The organism is Paraburkholderia sp. Clong3 (assembly GCF_050436485.1).
Lineage (GTDB): Bacteria > Pseudomonadota > Gammaproteobacteria > Burkholderiales > Burkholderiaceae > Paraburkholderia > Paraburkholderia tuberum.
Genome location: NZ_JBNDMH010000003.1, coordinates 3,116,184 through 3,135,243 on the forward strand (window position 1 = coordinate 3,116,184; position 19,060 = coordinate 3,135,243).

At 65.5% G+C, this 19,060-nt stretch carries 15 protein-coding genes and 1 pseudogene; 7 read left to right on the top strand and 9 right to left on the bottom strand.

Going from position 1 to position 19,060, the window contains the following annotated elements:
- Nucleotides 1-444 precede the first annotated feature (444 nt).
- Entirely contained in the window at nucleotides 445-1,428 is a 984-nt protein-coding gene (gene egtD, locus OKW30_RS37800) for an L-histidine N(alpha)-methyltransferase (protein ID WP_184052776.1), read from the top strand.
- Nucleotides 1,429-1,531: 103 nt separating this feature from the next.
- On the opposite strand, the gene OKW30_RS37805 is transcribed toward egtD, so the two are convergent.
- Nucleotides 1,532-1,825, bottom strand: a complete 294-nt coding sequence (locus OKW30_RS37805; protein ID WP_187630214.1) for an acylphosphatase — start codon at nucleotides 1,823-1,825, stop codon at nucleotides 1,532-1,534.
- A gap of 138 nt (nucleotides 1,826-1,963) precedes the next feature.
- On the opposite strand from OKW30_RS37805, the gene hpnA reads away from it, so the two are divergent.
- Nucleotides 1,964-2,974, top strand: a complete 1,011-nt coding sequence (hpnA, locus tag OKW30_RS37810; RefSeq protein ID WP_184073459.1) for a hopanoid-associated sugar epimerase — start codon at nucleotides 1,964-1,966, stop codon at nucleotides 2,972-2,974.
- A gap of 122 nt (nucleotides 2,975-3,096) precedes the next feature.
- Nucleotides 3,097-3,663 (top strand): hypothetical protein, encoded by a 567-nt coding sequence (locus OKW30_RS37815; RefSeq protein WP_184030878.1) that lies wholly within the window; start codon nucleotides 3,097-3,099, stop codon nucleotides 3,661-3,663.
- Between the two features lie 91 nt (nucleotides 3,664-3,754).
- Here the strand turns inward: OKW30_RS37815 and OKW30_RS37820 are convergent, their stop codons facing one another.
- Together OKW30_RS37820 and hpnC are read right to left on the bottom strand one after the other, a co-directional pair.
- A complete protein-coding gene (locus tag OKW30_RS37820) occupies nucleotides 3,755-4,927 on the bottom strand; it encodes a glycosyltransferase (protein WP_429349152.1) in 1,173 nt (390 codons plus the stop codon).
- Nucleotides 4,927-5,793 carry a squalene synthase HpnC gene (gene hpnC / locus OKW30_RS37825; RefSeq protein WP_184030884.1) on the bottom strand — a complete coding sequence of 289 codons (867 nt, stop codon included), beginning with the start codon at nucleotides 5,791-5,793 and terminating at the stop codon, nucleotides 4,927-4,929. The genes OKW30_RS37820 and hpnC overlap by 1 nt, the downstream gene beginning before the upstream one ends.
- Nucleotides 5,794-6,169: 376 nt before the next feature.
- Here hpnC and ispH point away from each other — a divergent pair, with 376 nt between their 5' ends.
- Both ispH and hpnH read left to right on the top strand, forming a co-directional pair.
- Nucleotides 6,170-7,114: a 4-hydroxy-3-methylbut-2-enyl diphosphate reductase gene (gene ispH, locus OKW30_RS37830; RefSeq protein WP_090808097.1), complete on the top strand. Its 945-nt coding sequence runs from the start codon at nucleotides 6,170-6,172 to the stop codon at nucleotides 7,112-7,114.
- Between the two features lie 10 nt (nucleotides 7,115-7,124).
- On the top strand, nucleotides 7,125-8,279 hold the full coding sequence (hpnH, locus tag OKW30_RS37835; RefSeq protein WP_184030888.1) for an adenosyl-hopene transferase HpnH: 1,155 nt from the start codon (nucleotides 7,125-7,127) through the stop codon (nucleotides 8,277-8,279).
- Between the two features lie 142 nt (nucleotides 8,280-8,421).
- Here hpnH and OKW30_RS37840 read toward each other — a convergent pair whose 3' ends face one another.
- Nucleotides 8,422-9,024 (bottom strand): MlaC/ttg2D family ABC transporter substrate-binding protein, encoded by a 603-nt coding sequence (locus OKW30_RS37840; protein ID WP_184073454.1) that lies wholly within the window; start codon nucleotides 9,022-9,024, stop codon nucleotides 8,422-8,424.
- 211 nt (nucleotides 9,025-9,235) lie between these two features.
- Between OKW30_RS37840 and OKW30_RS37845 the strand changes: the two genes are divergently transcribed.
- Nucleotides 9,236-11,851, top strand: a complete 2,616-nt coding sequence (locus OKW30_RS37845; RefSeq protein WP_429349153.1) for an MMPL family transporter — start codon at nucleotides 9,236-9,238, stop codon at nucleotides 11,849-11,851.
- A 2-nt stretch (nucleotides 11,852-11,853) separates the two neighbouring features.
- Nucleotides 11,854-12,873: an MlaA family lipoprotein gene (locus tag OKW30_RS37850; protein WP_429349154.1), complete on the top strand. Its 1,020-nt coding sequence runs from the start codon at nucleotides 11,854-11,856 to the stop codon at nucleotides 12,871-12,873.
- A gap of 127 nt (nucleotides 12,874-13,000) precedes the next feature.
- Here OKW30_RS37850 and OKW30_RS37855 read toward each other — a convergent pair whose 3' ends face one another.
- The 5 genes and pseudogenes from OKW30_RS37855 to hpnD form a co-directional block, all read right to left on the bottom strand.
- Nucleotides 13,001-13,486, bottom strand: a complete 486-nt coding sequence (locus OKW30_RS37855) for an acyl-CoA thioesterase (RefSeq protein ID WP_090808106.1) — start codon at nucleotides 13,484-13,486, stop codon at nucleotides 13,001-13,003.
- 518 nt (nucleotides 13,487-14,004) lie between these two features.
- On the bottom strand, nucleotides 14,005-14,763 hold the full coding sequence (locus OKW30_RS37860) for a phosphorylase (RefSeq protein ID WP_184073445.1): 759 nt from the start codon (nucleotides 14,761-14,763) through the stop codon (nucleotides 14,005-14,007).
- Nucleotides 14,764-14,766: 3 nt separating this feature from the next.
- Nucleotides 14,767-16,846, bottom strand: a pseudogene (shc, locus tag OKW30_RS37865) (squalene--hopene cyclase).
- Complete coding sequence (gene hpnE / locus OKW30_RS37870; protein WP_429349155.1) at nucleotides 16,843-18,111, bottom strand: hydroxysqualene dehydroxylase HpnE; 1,269 nt, start codon at nucleotides 18,109-18,111, stop codon at nucleotides 16,843-16,845. The pseudogene shc and the gene hpnE overlap by 4 nt, the downstream one beginning before the upstream one ends.
- A gap of 4 nt (nucleotides 18,112-18,115) precedes the next feature.
- Nucleotides 18,116-18,964: a presqualene diphosphate synthase HpnD gene (gene hpnD, locus OKW30_RS37875; protein ID WP_429291919.1), complete on the bottom strand. Its 849-nt coding sequence runs from the start codon at nucleotides 18,962-18,964 to the stop codon at nucleotides 18,116-18,118.
- Nucleotides 18,965-19,060 lie beyond the last annotated feature (96 nt).

The following is a 19,060-nucleotide window of genomic DNA, read 5'->3' on the forward strand; positions in this document are numbered from 1 at the left end:
GCAGACGCTGCGTTGTTGTTCTGAAGCGGCGGTGCAAAACCGTAGGAAAACGGGCATTCTAGACGGGTTATTCGCCAACGGGCTTGCGCTTTTTCGTCAGTCGGCTGCAATTAGTCGTGCGCGTCGCGTGTCGATGCACTAGAACATAACTCTGTGCGCCGCGGCCGGCGAAGCCATTTCCGGCTCGTCCTCGCCGCGCGCGAATCTTGCTACCCAAGTTTTGCACGCTGTGGCCGCACCACTCGCGACAACGACGTCCACAGCGGCACGCAACGTGCAGCACCCACGAGCCGGGTCGGCGAATGCAGCCTCGAGCGCAGTCTGTCAGGCCGCCACGAATCACCGCCCGCGCATCTCGCCCACGGCATGCCTCAACTGCGTTTCATCGCGCATGCCACCGCCCGGCAGCAATCCCGCTCATCGAATGTGACTACTGGAGCCAGCATGACCCAGCCAGCCCTATCGCTCAGCAACTCGCCTTCCGAACTGCGTCGCGCCTTCGCCGCCGACGTGTACGCCGGCCTCACCCATACGCCGCAAAAAGAGCTGCCGTCGAAGTATCTGTACGACGAGGTCGGTTCCGCACTTTTTGAAGTGATTACCGTATTACCGGAATATGGCGTCACGCGCGCCGAAGAACGTCTGCTCGCGAAGCACGCGGCCGACATCGTCGAGCATTTGCCGCATGACGTCACGGTCGCCGAACTCGGCAGCGGCAGCGGCCGTAAAACGCGGCGCATTCTCGAGGCGCTGTGTAAAAAACGCCCTACTTCCTACTGCCCGATTGAAATTTCGCGCAGTGCGTTGCAGTTGTGCCGGCGCGAACTCGGTGACATCGAGCGGATTTCGATCGTCGGTTATGAGCGCGACTATCTGGCCGGTCTCGCCGAAGTGAGCCGGCAGCGCGCGCCCGGCGACCGCTTGCTCGTGCTGTTCCTCGGCAGCACGATCGGCAACTTCGGCAGGCTCGCGGCGACGCGTTTTCTGCGCGAGATCCGCAACATGCTCGCGCCCGGCGACGCGCTGCTGCTCGGCACCGATCTGATCAAACCGACGCCGGTGCTGGTCGCAGCCTACGACGACGCGATCGGCGTGACCGCGTCGTTCAATCTGAACCTGCTCGCGCGCGTCAACCGCGAACTCGACGGCGACTTTCCGCTCGATGAGTTCGAGCACGTCGCGCGCTTCAATCCGGACGCGCGCAGCATCGAGATGCATCTGCGCGCGAAGCGCGATATCACCGCTCACGTGCGCGCCGCAAAGCTGACCGTGTCGCTGAAGGAAGGCGAGACGATCTGGACCGAAAGCAGCCACAAGTATCGAGCGGAAGAATTGCCCGCGATCGCCGATGGCGCCGGCTTCGTGTGCAGCCATCAATGGATCGAGGACGAGTGGGGATTCGCGGAGAGTTTGCTGGTGGCCCGGTAAGCGCTGACCACGCGGCAAATAACGGCCGATAAAGTCATAAACGAAAAAGCGGCGCGCCCTCCTCTGGTCGGCGCGCCGCTTTTTTAACTCGCGCGGCTCGAGCTCAATGCTGCTCGAAGCGCTCGTAACGCCTGTCCGTCACGCGCTCCTCGCCGCTCACTTCGGTCACGCGCGCCGCCGGCGGTCCATGACGCAGCCACGACAACATCCGGTCGATCTGATTGGCCGTTCCCTGCAACATCGCCTCGACCGAACCGTCGTCGAGATTCGCGACCCATCCCTTGATGCCGAGCGCGTGCGCCTGGCGCACCGTCGCAAGGCGAAAGCCAACGCCCTGCACGGTGCCGCGCACCCGCGCGTAATACGTTTCGATCCGCTCATCCAGATCCGGGGCCATGCCGCTACCTCCTTTTAATGCCTGACAGTCTTTCAAGCCGGCATTCTAGTCGCGTCGCGGCGAGCGCGCTCGGCAACGCCCATCCTTTGCGCGCGCCACGTACAATCCGTCGACCGTCACGCAGGAAATGGAAACAGAATGACCGAACAGCATCGCGATCTCGTGCTCGTGACCGGCGCGTCCGGCTTCGTCGGCTCGTCGGTGGCGCGCATCGCGCAGAGCAAGGGCTTTCGCGTACGCGTGCTGGTGCGCGCGACGAGTCCGCGCAAGAACGTCGAATCGCTCGACGCGGAAATCGTCGTCGGCGACATGCGCGACGAAGCTTCCATGCGCAACGCGCTGCGCGGCGTGCGCTATCTGCTGCACGTGGCCGCCGATTATCGGCTGTGGGCGCCGGACCCCGGCGAAATCGAGCGCGCGAATCTCGAAGGCACCGAGGCGACGATGCGCGCGGCGTTGAAGGAAGGTGTGGAACGCATCGTGTATACGAGCAGCGTCGCCACGCTGAAGGTGACGAGCTCCGGCCAGTCCGCCGACGAAACCTCGCCGCTTCGCGCCGACCAGGCGATCGGCGTCTACAAGCGCAGCAAGGTGCTCGCCGAGCGCGCGGTCGAGCGCATGGTCGCCGAGGACGGTCTGCCCGCGGTGATCGTCAATCCATCGACGCCGATCGGCCCGCGCGACGTGAAACCGACGCCCACGGGGCGCATCATTCTGGAGGCGGCGCTCGGCAAGATTCCCGCATTCGTCGATACGGGGCTGAACCTCGTGCACGTCGACGACGTCGCCGCCGGTCATTTCCTTGCGCTCGAACGCGGCAAGATCGGCGAGCGCTATATTCTGGGCGGCGAAAATCTGCCGTTGCAGCAGATGCTCGCCGATATCGCGGCGTTGACCGACCGCAAGGCACCGACACTGAGCCTGCCGCGCTGGCCGTTGTATCCGCTCGCGATGGGCGCGGAAGCGGTCGCCAAGTTCACGAAGCGCGAACCTTTCGTCACCGTCGACGGGCTGAAGATGTCGAAGAACAAGATGTATTTCACGTCGGCGAAGGCGGAACGCGAGCTGGGGTATCGGGCGCGGCCTTATCGCGAGGGGCTCGCCGATGCGCTCGAATGGTTCCGGCAGGCGGGGTATCTGAAGCGGTGATCAAGGGATAAGTGAAGGGCTGAACAGCGGCCGTCAGCATTTTGTTACAAGTCCCGCGCCGGCGACGGGTCCAAGCCCGCGCGCAGCAGGTAAAATCGCGGGTCCTACCTGAGAAACCTCGCATGAATCTTCACGAACAGCTCGGCGCGCTGGAAATGGGCGTCGATCAGCTCATTCAGGCTGTCGTGGCCACGCAGGCCGAGAACACTCCCGAGACAAGCGCTGACGCTGCGGCATCGCCCGCGGCGGTGGAGCATGCCGCGCACGAAGCAGCGGCGCAAGCGGCAGCGGAACAGCCCGCGAGCACCGAAGCAAACGCAGAAACGCACGCCGAAGCGATCGATACGCCGGCCGCCCCGCAATTCCAGCCGACGCTCGAAATCAACCGCCCCGCGCGCGACGAAATCACGATGACGATCGGCGATCAGACCGTCGCGCTACGCCCGGACCAGATCAGCCGGCTGATCGAGGAACTGTCGAACGCACGGGCGTCGATGACGCCGGAGCAGCCGCAAGGCATCCCGCCGGGCTGGCAATTCGTCTCGACGAAGAATCCGATGATGGCCGTGCAGAAGCAGTCGAACGGCGACCGCTTGCTGGTGATGCGCCACACCGGCCACGGCTGGGTGCCGTTCACATTCTCGCCGGACATCGTGATCCAGATGTACATGATGCTGACGAACGCGTGATGAAACGCGCGTACATAACAAAAGCGGCCTGGAGCCGCTTTTTTTACGTCTGCCTTCTGCAACCGACGAGCGCATCGGCCATCGACAGACTTCAGCGCTCCTGCACCGGCGCCTGCACGCGCGCCTTCCACTGCCCACCCTTGCCACGCCAGTAGCGCACCGCCGATGCGAACGTTGCGCCGACATAGAACAGCGCCACGAGCGGCAGAAACGGCGCCCACAGCGGCGAGCGCCGGTAGTAGACGAGCATCGGCGCATAGGCGCAGCACATTGCCGCCCACGCGATCCAGGCCGGCCAGCCGAGCGGCCCGAGGATCAACGCCGCGACCGGCGGCAACAGATAGATGATCGCCATGCCGACGAGCGTGCCCGCGAGCAGCAGCGGCGAGTAGCGCAGCTGCGTGAACGCGGTGCGCGCGATCATGTTCCAGATGTCGCGCCAGCTATCGTAGGGACGCAGCGACACGCTCTTCGCCGCCACATCGAGCCGGATCGGATGGCGGCCGGTGCCACGATGCTTGATGCGCGCGGCAAGACTGCAATCGTCGATCAGCTCGGCGCGGATCGACTCGATGCCGCCCGCTTCCTCGAGCGCCGCGCGGCGCACCAGCATGCAGCCGCCCGCCGCGGCCGCGGTGCGGTTGCGTGGATTGTTGACCCACGCGAACGGATACAGCTTCGCGAAGAAGAACACGAAGGCCGGAATCAGCGCCTTTTCCCAGAACGAATCGCAGCGCAGCCGGACCATCAGCGAGACGAGGTCGCGCTTTTCGGCATCCGCGCGCGCGACGAGCTGCGTCAACGCCTCGGAGGGGTGGCCGATGTCGGCATCGGTCAGCAACAGGAATTCGGCCGGCAGATCGAGCGTGCGCACCGCTTCGATGCCCTGCGACTGCGCCCACACCTTGCCGGACCAGCCTGGGGGCAATGGCTTCGCGCTCAGCACGGTGAGGCGCTCCGGACATTGCAGCCGCAGCGCTGCGGCACGCGCGGCGTCGGCGGTGCCGTCGGTGCTGTGATCGTCGACGACGATCACGTGGAACGCGCCTGCATAGTCCTGCTCGAGCAGCGACGTGACCGCCTCGGCGATCACGTCGACTTCATTGCGCGCCGGTACGACGGCCGCGACGGCCGGCCATGCGTCGCGCGCCGCGATGGCCAGCGGCGCGGCGGGGCGCGCGCGCCAGAAGCCGCCACGCGCGAACAGCAGCACGCACCAGATCAGCAGGGAAACACACGAAAGAACGAACAGGACCGCCGCCATTAAGCATTACCCTCGATTGAGCGCGCCGCCATGCCGACGCGTCTGGATAGTCGCATTTTCAGGGTGCGCGCCGCCACCACGCACCAGTCGAACAGATTGAGGACCGGGCGCGCGCGGAACACATCGTAATCCGCGCGCTCGATGCGCTCGAGAAACCGAAAGCCTGCATGCACCGCGCCGCACAGCTCGATGCCGAGCCGCCCCGGCATGCGCAGCGCGAGCGGTGCGCCGCGGACCAGCGTGGCGCGCACGAACGCGATTTCATACGCCATCAGCGCGCGCCACGCATCGTCGACGACACCATCGGCAATCTGCGCCTCGGTCACGCCGAAGCGGCGCAAATCGGCTTGCGGCAGGTACACGTGCTGTCGTTGCCAGTCGGCGGCGACGTCGAGCCAGAAGCTGATCAGCTGCGACGCCGTGCAGATCGCGTCGGCGTCGGCAAGATTGTGCGGCGTCGCCGCGCCGACCAGATGCAGCAGCAGATGCCCGACCGGATGCGCCGAGCGGCGGCAATAGTCGACGAGCGCGGCGCGATCCGCATAGCGATTCGTATCGATGTCCTGCGCGCAGCCGTCGAGCAGATCGTAGAACGGTTCGAGCGGCAGCTCGTATTGCGCGATCACGCCAGCGAGCTTGCCGAACAACAGCGCATGCACGGGCGCGGCGCGCCGTTGCGCGATCGCGTCGAGCCCGGCGCGGAAATCGGCCAGCCGGGCATGCCGCTCGGCGGCGCTCCACTGGCCTTCGGCGGAGATATCGGCCGCAGTGCGCACGACCTGATAGATAATACCGACAGGCGCGCGTAGGGCCTTAGGCAGCAACACGCTCGCGATCGGAAAGTTTTCGTGCTGATCGACGTCCATCCAGCGAGCCTCGAAACCATTCTGTAATACAGCGCGATGTCCGCGCGGCAAGGATCGGTAGTTTAAGGGTTCCGCCGTGACGGTGCAGTGTGCGGTCATGGTCGGGCGCGTTACGAGGCAATCCCGCGCTGACTCCTTACATCTTTGTAACGCTCGCCGCCCCGGTCGTCCGCACGGCCCGGCGGCTGCGGCAAGCGGCCAACACACGGGCCGCAGCAAAAAGCAAAGTGGCCCCGATAGCGTTAGAATGCGCGTTTGGTTTTGCTGTACCGGCCGGTCGCCGGGGCTCAAGACGTCAACTAATCAAGATGAGCGCGGCGATAAAGTCAGTTTCACGACTTCTTCGAAACCCGCGTTAGTCGGAGTTCGCCAACTTATGCGAGTCATCCTTGCTCAGCCCCGCGGCTTTTGTGCGGGCGTTGTCCGCGCAATCGAAATCGTCGATCGTGCGTTACAGCAACACGGCGCGCCCGTGTATGTCCGCCACGAGATTGTCCATAACCGTCACGTGGTCGACAATCTGCGCCAGAAGGGCGCGCGTTTCGTCGAGGAACTCGATGAAGTGCCGCAAGGTGCCGTCGCGATATTCAGCGCGCATGGTGTTGCGCAGACCGTCGAACGTGATGCCGAAGCGCGCGGCCTCGACGTGCTCGACGCAACCTGCCCGCTCGTGACCAAGGTGCACGTACAGGGTCGTCAGTACGTGGCCGCCGGCCGCACGCTGATCCTGATCGGCCACGCCGGCCATCCCGAAGTGGAAGGCACGATCGGCCAGATCCCCGGCACGGTGCTGCTCGTGCAGAGCGAGGCAGAAGTCGCGAAACTCGAGTTGCCGGTCGATGCGCCGCTCGCCTACGTGACGCAAACCACGTTGTCGGTCGACGACACGCGCGGCATCATCGACGCGCTGCTGCGCCGCTTTACCGACATGGTCGGTCCCGACACGCGCGACATCTGCTATGCAACGCAGAACCGCCAGGCGGCGGTGCGCGAATTGAGCAAAGAGGTCGATGTACTGCTGGTGGTCGGCGCGACCAACAGCTCGAACTCGAACCGGCTGCGCGAAATCGGCAGCGAGAGCGGCGTGGCGAGCTACCTCGTCGCCGACGGCTCCGAAGTGAAGCCGGAATGGTTCGCCAACGTGCACACGGTCGGCATCACGGCCGGCGCGTCGGCGCCCGAAGAAATGGTCGAAAACGTAATCGATGCGCTACGCGCATTGGGGCCCGTCGATGTCACGACGATGGCGGGCCGTGAAGAAAAAGTCGAATTCAAGTTGCCATCGAAACTGATGCAACCACTCGCTGCACGCGAAGTTTAAGGAGGACGCCTTGTCTATTCCGCTGCTACAGAAAGTCCGCGTCGGCGCATACATCATGCGCCAGCATCTCTCCGGCAACAAACGCTATCCGCTCGCCCTGATGCTGGAGCCGCTGTTTCGCTGCAATCTCGCCTGCAATGGCTGCGGCAAGATCGACTATCCGGATCCGATTCTGAACCAGCGTCTGTCGCTGGAAGAATGCCTGCAGGCCGTCGACGAATGCGGTGCGCCGGTCGTGTCGATCGCGGGTGGCGAGCCGCTGCTGCACAAGGAAATGCCGCAGATCGTCAAGGGCATCATGGCGCGCAAGAAGTTCGTGTACCTGTGCACGAACGCGCTGCTGATGGAAAAGAAGATGGACGACTACGAGCCGAATCCGTACTTCGTGTGGTCGGTTCACCTTGACGGCGACAAGGAAGCGCACGATCACTCGGTGTCGCAGGAAGGCGTGTACGAGAAGGCCGTGGCCGCGATCCGCGAAGCGAAGCGCCGCGGCTTCCGCGTCAACATCAACTGCACGCTGTTCAACGACGCGCAGCCGGAACGCGTGGCGAAGTTCTTCGACACGTTGGGCCCGATGGGCGTCGACGGCATCACGGTATCGCCGGGTTATGCGTATGAGCGCGCGCCGGATCAGCAGCACTTCCTGAACCGCGACAAGACCAAGCAGCTGTTCCGCGAAATCTTCAAGCGCGGCAACAACGGCAAGAACTGGTCGTTCAGCCAGTCGGCGATGTTCCTCGACTTCCTCGCGGGCAACCGGACCTACGAATGCACGCCGTGGGGCAACCCGGCGCGTACCGTGTTCGGCTGGCAAAAACCGTGCTATCTGGTCGGCGAAGGCTACGTGAAGACCTTCAAGGAACTGATGGAAACCACGGACTGGGACAAGTACGGCACCGGCAACTACGAGAAGTGCGCGGACTGCATGGTCCACTGCGGTTTCGAAGCGACGGCCGTGATGGACACGGTTGCGCATCCGCTGAAGGCGCTGAAGGTCAGCATGCGCGGCCCGAAAACCACGGGCGCGTTCGCGCAGGACATTCCGCTCGACAAGCAGCGTCCCGCCGAGTACGTGTTCTCGCGTCACGTCGAGATCAAGCTCGAAGAAATCACGCGCGCCGGCAAGGGCAAGAAGGTGGAGACCGCGACGGCCGCGCACTGAGGCGTTCGACAGGAGAGCGGCCGCGCGCCGCCCCTCTATTGCGCCTGATCGTTAGCGCAAGCAGCTCGAAAAAAAGCGCGGTGGCCAATCAAGGCCACCGCGCTTTTCTTTTACCGATTGAAACTTCTGTCGACCGACCCGCTTACGCGCCGCGCGCATTATGCGCGGTCAGGAATTTGATCAGCCCGTCGATGCCGCCTTTGGCGATCTGGTCGGCGAACTGCGTCTGATACACCTGGATCAGCCACGCGCCCATCATGTTGATGTCGTAGATCTTCCAGCCCGACGGCCCCTTGGTGAGCCGGTAGTCGATCGAGTCATCGCCGCCGTTGCTGATCACGTGCGATTGCACGACGATGTCGGTCGCGCCGCCTTGCACGCTGACCGGCGCAAACTGGAACTTCACGTCCTGGTCGCGCAGTTGCGACAGCGATGCGGCATAGGTACGCGTGAGCAGCAGCGTAAACTGCTCGTACAGTTGCTTCTGCTGCTCCGGCGTCGCGGTCGCCCACGGCTTGCCTACCGCGATACGTGTGGTGCGCTGAAAGTCGGTGGCGGGCAGGAAGTGCGTCTGGACGACCTCGGTGATCTTCGCCATGTCGCCGCCGCGCGCCTGCGGGTCAGCCTTCATTGCAGTCACCGTGCCCTGGACTGCACTTTTTACCACCGCGTCGGGTGCGCTCTGCGCAAACGCCGCCGTGGATACCACGGCCGCAGCCACAAAAGCAGTCAGATATCGTTTCATACGCTTGTCATGACTCGAAAGAAGTAGCGCCGACGGGCCGCAGCCCCGCGGCTAAAGAGAGGTACACCAGTATAGCGGGGATTACGTTCCCATCCGGACGAAGCCGTCAGGAGCCGTACTTGCTACCGAAGTCGGGCTTGCTTGCCCGGGCTCTGTATACTTATGCACCTTCGTCAAAAACAACACCCGTGATAAGGCCACGTCCGCCTACATGCTGAAGTCATCTATCGTCCGTCTCGTCGCGTATTCGGTGCGTCATCCGCTGAGGATCATCGCGCTGTCGATCGTGCTCGCTGTCCTGAGCGGCATATACGTCGCGCATAACTTCAAGATCAACACGGACATCAGCCGTCTCATCGAGACCGACAAGCAATGGGCGGCAGTCCAGAACGCGCTCGACGCCGCCTTCCCCGACCGTGGCGACACCGTGCTGGTGGTGGTCGAGGCGCGCGCGCCCGAATTCGCCGACGCCGCCGCCAACGCGCTGACCGCCGCGCTCAGAGCCGATCCGAAGGAGTTCACGTCGGTCTCGCAGCCCGCCGGCGGCCCCTTCTTCGAACACAACGGCCTGCTGTTTCTGTCCACCGACGAGGTGATGTCCACCACCTCGCAACTCGTGCAGTCGCGCCCGCTCGTCAATCAACTTGCGCATGATCCGAGCCTGACCGGTCTCGCCGGCACGCTGACTACGACCCTGCTGCTGCCGCTGCAACTCGGCCAGGTCAAACTCCCTGACATGAGCCGGCTGCTTGCGCAAAGCGCGAACACGCTCGATCGCGTGCTGGCCGGCCAGCCCGCCGCGTTCTCGTGGCGCGCTCTCGTCGATAAAAGCGCCGCCACCGATCCGGCGCGTTCGTTTGTCGTCGTGCATCCGGTCGTCAACTACGACGCGCTGGAGCCGGGCGCGAGCGCGTCGAGGGCGATTCGCGCAACCGCGGTCTCGCTGCATCTCCAGGAGCGCTACGGTGCGACGATCCGCCTGACCGGCGAGCAGCCACTCGCCGACGAGGAGTTCGCGTCAGTGCAGGACGGTGCGGTGCTGAACGGCATCGGCACTTTCATCGTCGTCCTGATCATTCTGTGGCTCGCGCTGCGCTCGGGCCGCATGATCGCGGCCGTGTTCATCACGCTGTTCGTCGGCCTCGCGATTACGGCCGCGCTCGGCCTGTTGATGGTCGGCGCGCTCAACATGATTTCGGTCGCGTTCATGGTGCTGTTCGTCGGGCTCGGCGTCGATTTCGGCGTGCAGTTCGGCGTCAAGTATCGCGAGGAGCGCAACCGCGACGACCGGCTGTCGGCCGCGCTGATGCACACTGCGCACAGCATCGGCGTGCCGCTCACGCTCGCGGCCGTGGCAGTCGCGCTGAGCTTCTTCTCGTTCCTGCCGACCGCTTATCGCGGCGTGTCGGAGCTTGGCCAGATCGCGGGCGTCGGCATGTTCGTCGCGTACTTCACCAACATGACCTTGCTGCCAGCGCTGCTGAAGCTCTTCAATCCGCCGGGCGAAGTCGCCTCGCCCGGTTTCAAGCAGCTCGAGCCCGTCGACGACTTCCTCGACCGCCATCGCAAGCCGGTGTTGATCGGCACGCTGCTCGTCGTGATCGGCGCGACACCGCTGCTCACGCACCTGCGTTTCGACTTCAATCCGCTGCATCTGAAGGACCCGCACACCGAGTCGATGGCAACGTTGCTGTCGCTGAAGGATTCGCCCGAAGCCGCGGTGAACAACGTGCAGGCGCTGGCGCCGTCGCTTGCCGACGCCAACGCGATGGCCGAGCGACTGCGCAAGCTGCCGGAAGTGGGCCGCGTCAACACGTTGAGCACCTTCGTGCCGGCCGACCAGCAGCAGAAGATGATGCTGATCGCGAGCGCCGCGCAACAGCTGCTGCCGGCGCTGCAACAGCAGCCCGCGCCGCAAGCCACCGACGAGTTGCGCGTCGCCGCATTGAAGCGCGCGGCGAATCAGTTGTCGCTCGCGGCCGAGGACCATCCGGGCCCGGGCGCGGCGGACGCGCAGCACCTGTCCGCGACCTTGCAAAAGCTCGCCGCCGCCGACGCCGCCACGCGCGACCGAGCCGAAGTCGCGATGTCCGACACGCTGCGCATCGCGTTGAAGCAGCTTGAGAACCTTCTGCAGCCGACCGAAATAACCCAGCAGACCCTGCCGCCAGGCATCACCGCGATGTGGATCGGCAAGGGCGGTCATGCGCTCGTCGATATCGCGCCGAAGGTGCCGCCCGGCGTCGATCCAAACGACGACCAGATGCTCGCGCGCTTCGCGCACGCGGTGAAGAGGGCGGAGCCGGGCGCGATCGGCGGACCGATCTCGATCCTGCATTCGGCCGACACGATCATCAAGGCGTTCCTGCAGGCGGCCGTCTATGCGCTGCTGTCGATCGCCGTGCTGCTGTGGATCGCGCTGCGCCGTGTCGGCGACGTGCTGCGCACGCTGGTGCCGCTGCTGGTGTCCGCGATCGTCACGCTCGAACTGTGCGTGGTATTCGGCATGCCGCTGAACTTCGCGAACATCATCGCGCTGCCGCTGATGCTCGGCGTCGGCGTCGCGTTCAAGATCTACTTCGTGATGGCGTGGCGCCACGGCCAGACCGGCCTGTTGCAGTCGAGCCTCACGCATGCGGTGCTGTTCAGCGCCGCCACAACAGCCACCGCGTTTGGTAGCCTGTGGCTGTCGCACCATCCGGGCACGTCCAGCATGGGGAGGCTGCTCGTGCTTTCGCTGTTCTGCACGCTGATCGGAGCGGTGGTTTTCCAGCCGGTGCTGATGGGCAAGCCGCGTCAACGTCGCGGGAAGCAAAAAGGAATATAAGCATGAAGCTGCGTAACACCGCGCTGGCGCTCACCGCCGCGGGTCTCATTTCTGGCTGCGCGACCGCTCCGGATCGCAAGCCGGGCGATCCGTTCGAGCCGGTGAACCGGGTGATCTTCAACTTCAATGACGGAGTCGATCGCTATATCGCGGTGCCGGTCGCGAAGGGCTACCAGAAAGTGACGCCGCAGCCGCTGCGCACCGCCGTCAGCAATTTCTTCTCGAACCTCGGCGACCTCACCAACGCCGCAAACGCGCTGCTGCAACTGAAGATCACCGATGCGACCGAAGACATCATGCGCTTCGCGTTCAACTCGGTGTTTGGTATTGGCGGCCTGCTCGACTGGGCGACGCCGGCCGGCCTGCCCAAGCATCATCAGGACTTCGGTCTGACGCTCGGGCATTGGGGCATTCCGTCGGGTCCGTATCTGGTGCTGCCGCTGTTCGGGCCGAGCACGGTGCGCGACAGCATGGGGCTCGTCGTCGATGTGAAGTTCAATCCGCTGAACTATATCGAACCCGCGACCCGCAATCCGCTGTACGTGCTGCAGTTCGTGAGCACACGTTCGGATCTGCTCGGCGCGACCAGCCTTCTGGAGCAGGCTGCGCTCGACAAGTACTCGTTCGTTCGTGATGCCTTTTTGCAGCAGCGCCTCGCGCGGCTGCGCGGCACGAGCAGTAACCCTCTGCCGCTGCCGAACTACGACGATCACGGCGATACGGGCCCGGCTGCTGCCCCAGCGGCAGGCGCGCCGGCGGGCGGCCTGCCGAATTACTCCGATCCGGGCGATGTGGGCGAGACGCCCAATGGCGCTTCGGGAGCGGGCGGCGCGGCCAAGGGCGCGCCCGGTGCGCTGCCGAATTACAACAATCCGGGTGAGTCCTCGCCGGCGCCCAATGGGGCTTCCGGTGGAGCGACCAACGCGCCCAGCGGGGATCTGCCGAACTACACCGATCCGGGTGACAGTGGCGCGGGCGCTACGCCAGCCGTGCCTGCTGAACCGGCGTCGGCCCCGCAATAGCGCTCCAGGGGATCTGGGCAAGTCGATCCAGCGCTCCAAGGCACAGCGGGCGCCCTCGATGGGTGCCCCGCGTGGAAGTACAGCCAAACGTCGCCCGACCAAGCCCGCGGGCATCGCTGCAACCCGCTCAGTGCAGGCTCTCGACCTCGCTGCGCGCCGCGCCCCGATCTTCCTCGACCGCCGCGACTGGTGCCGTTTGCGGCACTGGCTTGGAGTTCGCGCGATAGTGAGCGAACTGCTCGTCCGCATAACGGATACGCGTGCGGCCATGTGGCACCGGATCGCCGTTTTCGTCGAGATTGACGAATACCATTTTCTCGACCGTCAGAATGCTCTTGCGTGTGATCTTGTTGCGCACTTCGCAGCGCAGCGTGATCGACGTGCGGCCAAAATGCGTGGCGGTCATGCCCAGTTCGATGATGTCGCCCTGGCGTGCCGAACTGACGAAGTTAATCTCTGACATGAACTTCGTCACGACGCGCTGATTGTCCAGCTGAGAGATCGCGTAGATCGCGGCTTCTTCGTCGATCCAGCGTAGCAGGCTGCCGCCGAACAATGTCCCGTTGGGATTCAGGTCTTCGGGCTTGACCCATTTTCTCGTGTGGAAATTCATTTGGTACTCCGTGTCTGAGGCTCCCGGGCGGGCGCGTCATGCGCCGGAACCTAAGGGTTAACACTAGCATTGTACCAAAAGTAGGGGTTTTCCCTAGTATTTCAAAATTGCATAATTAACCGTGCTGATAGTCTTGGGGGCCCACGATGGACCACCGCTAGTGGTCAACCGCTTCGGCCGATGGCTAGGAGGCACGTCCATCACTGTCCCGGCAGTTTTTAAGAAGTCGCTGATTGGTTCGGGCTCGGTCGGTATCTAACGTTGGCATCCCCAACTACGACGGAGGCAGACAATCTATGAATTCGGTCACTTGTGGCAACTTCAGGAGTGCATTTGCAGCAAATATGAACGCGTTGGGCTTCTTTCGCCCAGCAGCCTGTTCGGCAGTCTCGAGACGGCGACCCTAAGGGACCTGGGCGAAGACTCGAGTCGCCGCTCCAGGGGTGAGTCACGCCCACGCTGGCGACTTGCTGCCGGCCCCAGACGCAGTCGGGATGGCTAACCGCCATCCCCGTCGCTCAACTGCTGACGCCCGCGATCCGCAGCGCGCCGCCCTTCCCCAAAGCCTCCCGCGCCTCGACCAGCGTAGTCCGCGCGGCGCGCGCATCACCGGCGAGTCGCAGCAGCGCGCCGAGTTGCGACGGCTGCCGCAGCAATTCGCGCAGAATCGGCCCGAGGGTGGTGCTGCCGTCGTCGCGCAAACCAGCGGTCGCGGCCGGCGGCAGCGTGCGCCAGGCCGGATCGACGATCGCGCGACACACGGCGAACGGCAGACCGTGAGCGGCAGCGGTCGCGCCAGCGATGTGCGATTCCATATCCACCGCGAGCGCGCCGGTCGATTCGTGCAGCGCGCGTTTCTCTTCGGCGGTGATCAGCGGCGCGGCGACTGCCGCCATCGCGCCACGGCGCAGACGTCCCGCGAGCCCTTCGGCCGTCCTGACGTTGGTCACGGCGGCGGCAATCCGCTCCGCCCATTGCCGATCCGTGTCGATACGCCCGAACGGCCCATGCACGGCATCCGCGACGATCAGCGCCCCCGGCTGCAGATCCGGCGCGAGCCCACCCGCCGTGCCGAAACTGACGATCCCCGCCGCGCCGCGAGCGACCGCCGCGTTCAGCGCGCGCTCGAGCAGATCGGCGCGCGCCGCGTACACGACTTCGACGCGCACGCTGCCGTCGCCGCGTGCGATGCGCGCCTCGAACGCCATGCCCGTCACGACGATCACCGGCAAGCTGCTATCGCCCGTCCCCACGGACGGCGTCATCGACACGGACATCCGTCACATCCCGACCGTGACGCGCGTGAGCCCATTGCGCTTCAGATGACGGAAGCGCGCGAGCGCCCACAGCGGGAAGAACTTGCGATAGCCGTGGTAGCGTAGATAAAACACGCGCGGAAAGCCGGTCGCGGTAAACCGGGTTTCGTCCCACAGCCCATGCTCGCGCTGCTCACGCTGCAGATAGTCGATACCGCGCGCCACCGCCTCGTGATCGACCTCCCCCGCCGCCATCAGCCCGAGCAGCGCCCAGGCTGTCTGCGACGCGGTGCTCGGCGCACGCTCGTAGCCGCGATAGTCGAGCTTGTAGCTCTCGCCGCCCTCGCCCCAACCGCCGTCGTCGTTCTGGATCGACACGAGCCATTGCACCGCGCGCCGCATGCGCGGGTCGTCGTGTGGCATGCCGGCCGCGTTCAGCGAGCACAGCGCGGTCCATGTGCCGTAGATGTAGTTCAGGCCCCAGCGGCCGTACCAGCTGCCGTCCGACTCCTGCTCCTGGAGCATGTAGTCGAACGCGCGCCGCGCCGGCTCGCTGCTTTGCGGCAGCTCGCCGATCTGCGCGAACATCGACAGACAGCGGCCCGACACGTCCGCGGTCGGCGGATCGAGCAGCGCGCCGTGGTCCGAGAACGGAATGTTGTTCAGGTAGTACTGCGTGTTTTCCGGTTCGAACGCGCCCCAGCCGCCGTCGCTGCTTTGCATGCCGACCACCCATTCGCGCGCGCGGGCAATTGCTTCGCGATCGACATCGGATTGCGTGAGCGCCGCCGAGCGGTGCATCGCCATCGCGACCACCGCGGTATCGTCGACATCCGGGAAATGCGCGTTGTTGTACTGGAACGCCCAGCCGCCCGGCCGCACCTTGGGGCGGCGCGAAATCCAGTCGCCGCGCACGTCGAGAATCTGCAGCGGACGCAGCCACGCGAGCCCGCGTTCGGCCGCCTGTTCGGCGCGCGCTTCGCCGGTTTCGAGCAAAGCGTGCGCGGCGAGCGACGTATCCCACACCGGCGACAGACACGGCTGGCAATAGGCTTCGTCGTTCCTTGATGACGAGCAGCTTGTCGAGAGAATTGCGAGCGATCGCGCGATGCGGATGATCGGCCGGATAGCCGAGACCGTCGTACATCATCACCGAGTTGGCCATCGCCGGGAAAATCGCGCCGAGGCCGTCCTCGCCGTTCAGCCGTTCGTCGACGAACGCGACCGCCGCGCGGATCGCGCGCTCGCGGGTCGCCTTCGGCAACAGGCCATCGACCGCGCGCAGCACCGAATCGACACAACGGAACAGGCCGAACCAGCCCGCGTGCTGATGCGGTGCGCGCTCGTTCATGCCGGTGTTCACCGGCGCGCCGCGGAACAGCTCGTCGATGCGCACCTTGCGCGGATTACGCGCTAGCGGCCGCTTCGCGTTGAGCACCAGCAGCGGCACGATCACCGTGCGCGCCCAGTACGACACCTTCGACAGATGGAACGGGAACCACACCGGCAGCAGCATGATCTCGACCGGCATCATCGGCACCGCGCGCCACGACACCACGCCAAAGAGGGCGAGCAGGATTCGCGTGAACACGTTCACGTGTTCCGCGCCGCCGTGCGCGAGGATCGCGTCGCGCGCGCGCACCATGTGCTCGGCATCGACCGGGTCGCCGATCATCTTCAGCGCGAAGTACGCCTTCACGCTCGCGCTGATGTCGAGCGCGCCGTCGGTGAAGAGCGGCCAGCCGCCGTTCGGCAACTGGATGCGGCGCAGATAACGGGCGATCTTCTGTTCGAGTTCGAGGTTCGGCGTTTCGCCGAGATAGTGGACCAGCAACACGTATTCGGCCGGAATCGTCGCGTCGGCTTCGAGTTCGTAGACCCAATGGCCGTCCGGCTGCTGCGCGGCCAGGATCGCATCGGTCGCGCGCGTGATCGATGCGTCGAGCGCGTTCCCGCCCTGCACGGGCGCCGGCGTTGCGGTTGCCAATGCGTCCGCCACGGCGGGCGCGTTGGCAACCACGGCAGCTTCGGCCAGGTCCGGCGCCGCATCGGCGGCTTCGGGCAGCGCCGCGTCGAGCGGCTGGGTGTGAGATAAGTCGTTCATCTGCGTTCCATCGGTTGATTCAGCAGCGTATCCGCGGCCTTCCGGCCGGAGCGGATCGCGCCTTCGAGCATCGCGGGCAGGCCGGTGGCCGTCCAGTCGCCCGCGAGCAGCAAATTGTTCCAGCGAGTGCGCGTGCCCGCCCGCAATGTCTCCTGCGCGGGCAGCGCGGCAAACGTCGCGCGCGATTCCATCACCACCTGCCAGCGCGGCAGCGGCGCGACCGGCAGATTGACCGCCTGCGCGACCTCGGCCCAGACGGTCGCTGCCAGCACGTCATGCGGCGTGTCGACGAGCCGCTCGGCGCCGTTGAGCGTCACCGACAGGCGCTCGTCGAACGCAAACAGCCATTCGGCCGTTCCGTTCAGCAGCGCGGTGATCTGCGGCAGGCCGAACGGCGGCTCGACCGCGAAATGCACGTTGAGCACGGCCGCGAAACGCGTCGGCGCGCGCAGGCCCGGCACGAGAGCCACCGCGGCTTCGGGCGGCAGCGCGAGAATCACCGCCTCGTTCGCGCCGAGCGCGATGCTCTCATCGTCGAAATGCAGCGCCTGCACACGGGCCGGGTCGGCCGCGAACGTGATGTCGCGCAGACGCGAACCGAGCCGGATCGTCGCGCCGCCATGTTGCAGCAGACGCAGCGCCGGATCGACGAACGCGCTGCCAAGACCATTACGCGCGACCAGCGGCCGGCACGCGAGCCCGCCCGCGAACAGCGTTTCGCGCACGAGCGCGCCGGTCAGTTCGGCCGAGGCGTCGCGCGGCTCCAGATTCAGCAGCACATGCAGCAGCGGCCGCAGCAGCCGTTCCCACAGCGGACCGTGACAGCGCATCGTCTGCGCGACGCTGCGGCCCGGTTTCGCAAACAGCAGCGGCACGAGCGACAGGTAATCGGTCGGGCCCGTGTTCGGCACGCGCGCGTGCGCATCGAAAATCCACCACGGCAAACTCCCCGGCGACAGACGCACGCTCCAGCGCGAACGCGTGGCCAGATCGACGAACGGATACTCGGGCTGCGTGGGGCCGACCAGTTCGTCGGCGGCGCCGATCGCGCGCACGTAGTTGAGCGTCGCGGCATTGGCCGACAACACGATGTGATTGCCGCTGTCGAGCGTCGCACCAAGCTTCGCGTCGTAGTACGAACGGCAGCGGCCGCCCGCGTGATCCTGCGCTTCGTGCAGCACGACGCGCGCGCCGCGCCGCTGCAGTTGCACGGCGGCGGCGAGCCCGGCCACGCCCGCGCCGACCACGTGGACGAGCTTCGGCATCAGCTCAGAAAAGCGCGTAACGCGCGACGATCCACAGCAGGCGCAGCTTCGGCTTGCGGACCTTCGTGCGCGGAACGTCGAAGCCGCGCTCCAGCGCGCGCTCGAGCAGCACGCGATAGACGCCCGACATGATGCGCGGCGCGCGCACCTGAGCGCGCGGCTCGCGATCCATGATCGCGTCGGACTCGGCGAAGTGCTGCTTCGCGCGCTCGGCGAGCGTCGCGCAGACGCGCGGCAGCGTCGGATCGTCAGCGATCTGCCGCGGGTCCGTGGCCGCGATGCCTTCGCGCGCGAGCAGCTCGCGCGGTAGATAGCAGCGGTTGATGACGGCGTCTTCGTCGATATCGCGCAGGATGTTGGTGAGCTGCAGCGCGCGGCCGAGATGGTGCGCGAGCAGCCGGCCCGGCTCGTCACGCATCCCGAATATCCTCACCGACAGACGGCCGGCCGCGCTCGCGACGCGGTCGCAATAGAGGTCGAGCGTGGCGTCGTCGGGCGCGCAGATGTCGGCGGCGGCATCCATCGCCATGCCGTCGATCATTGCGTGAAAATCCTCGCGTTGCAGATGAAACGTGTGAATGTGCCGCGTCAGCGCGCGCAGCGACGCGCGTGGCTGGCCGGCGTAGCAAGCGTCAATGTCGGCGCGCCATTGCTCCAGCCCGGCCGCGCGCTCGGCGCGCGGCAGGTCGCTGTCGGCGATGTCGTCGACGGCGCGGCAGAAGGCGTAGACCTGGTACATCGCATCGCGCTGCGCCGCCGGCAAGATGCGCATCGCAAGATAAAACGAGCTGCCGGACGTGGCGGCAGCGGCGTCGATTTCAGTATCGTCCACGACAAGATTGGAAACAGCCAAGACGATCTCCGCTGGAGGCGCCCGCTGAAAGGCGTTCAAAGAGGTTTTTATGCCGACCCGCAGGGCAGTGGGCCCGCGCGCGCGGACACGCGCGAA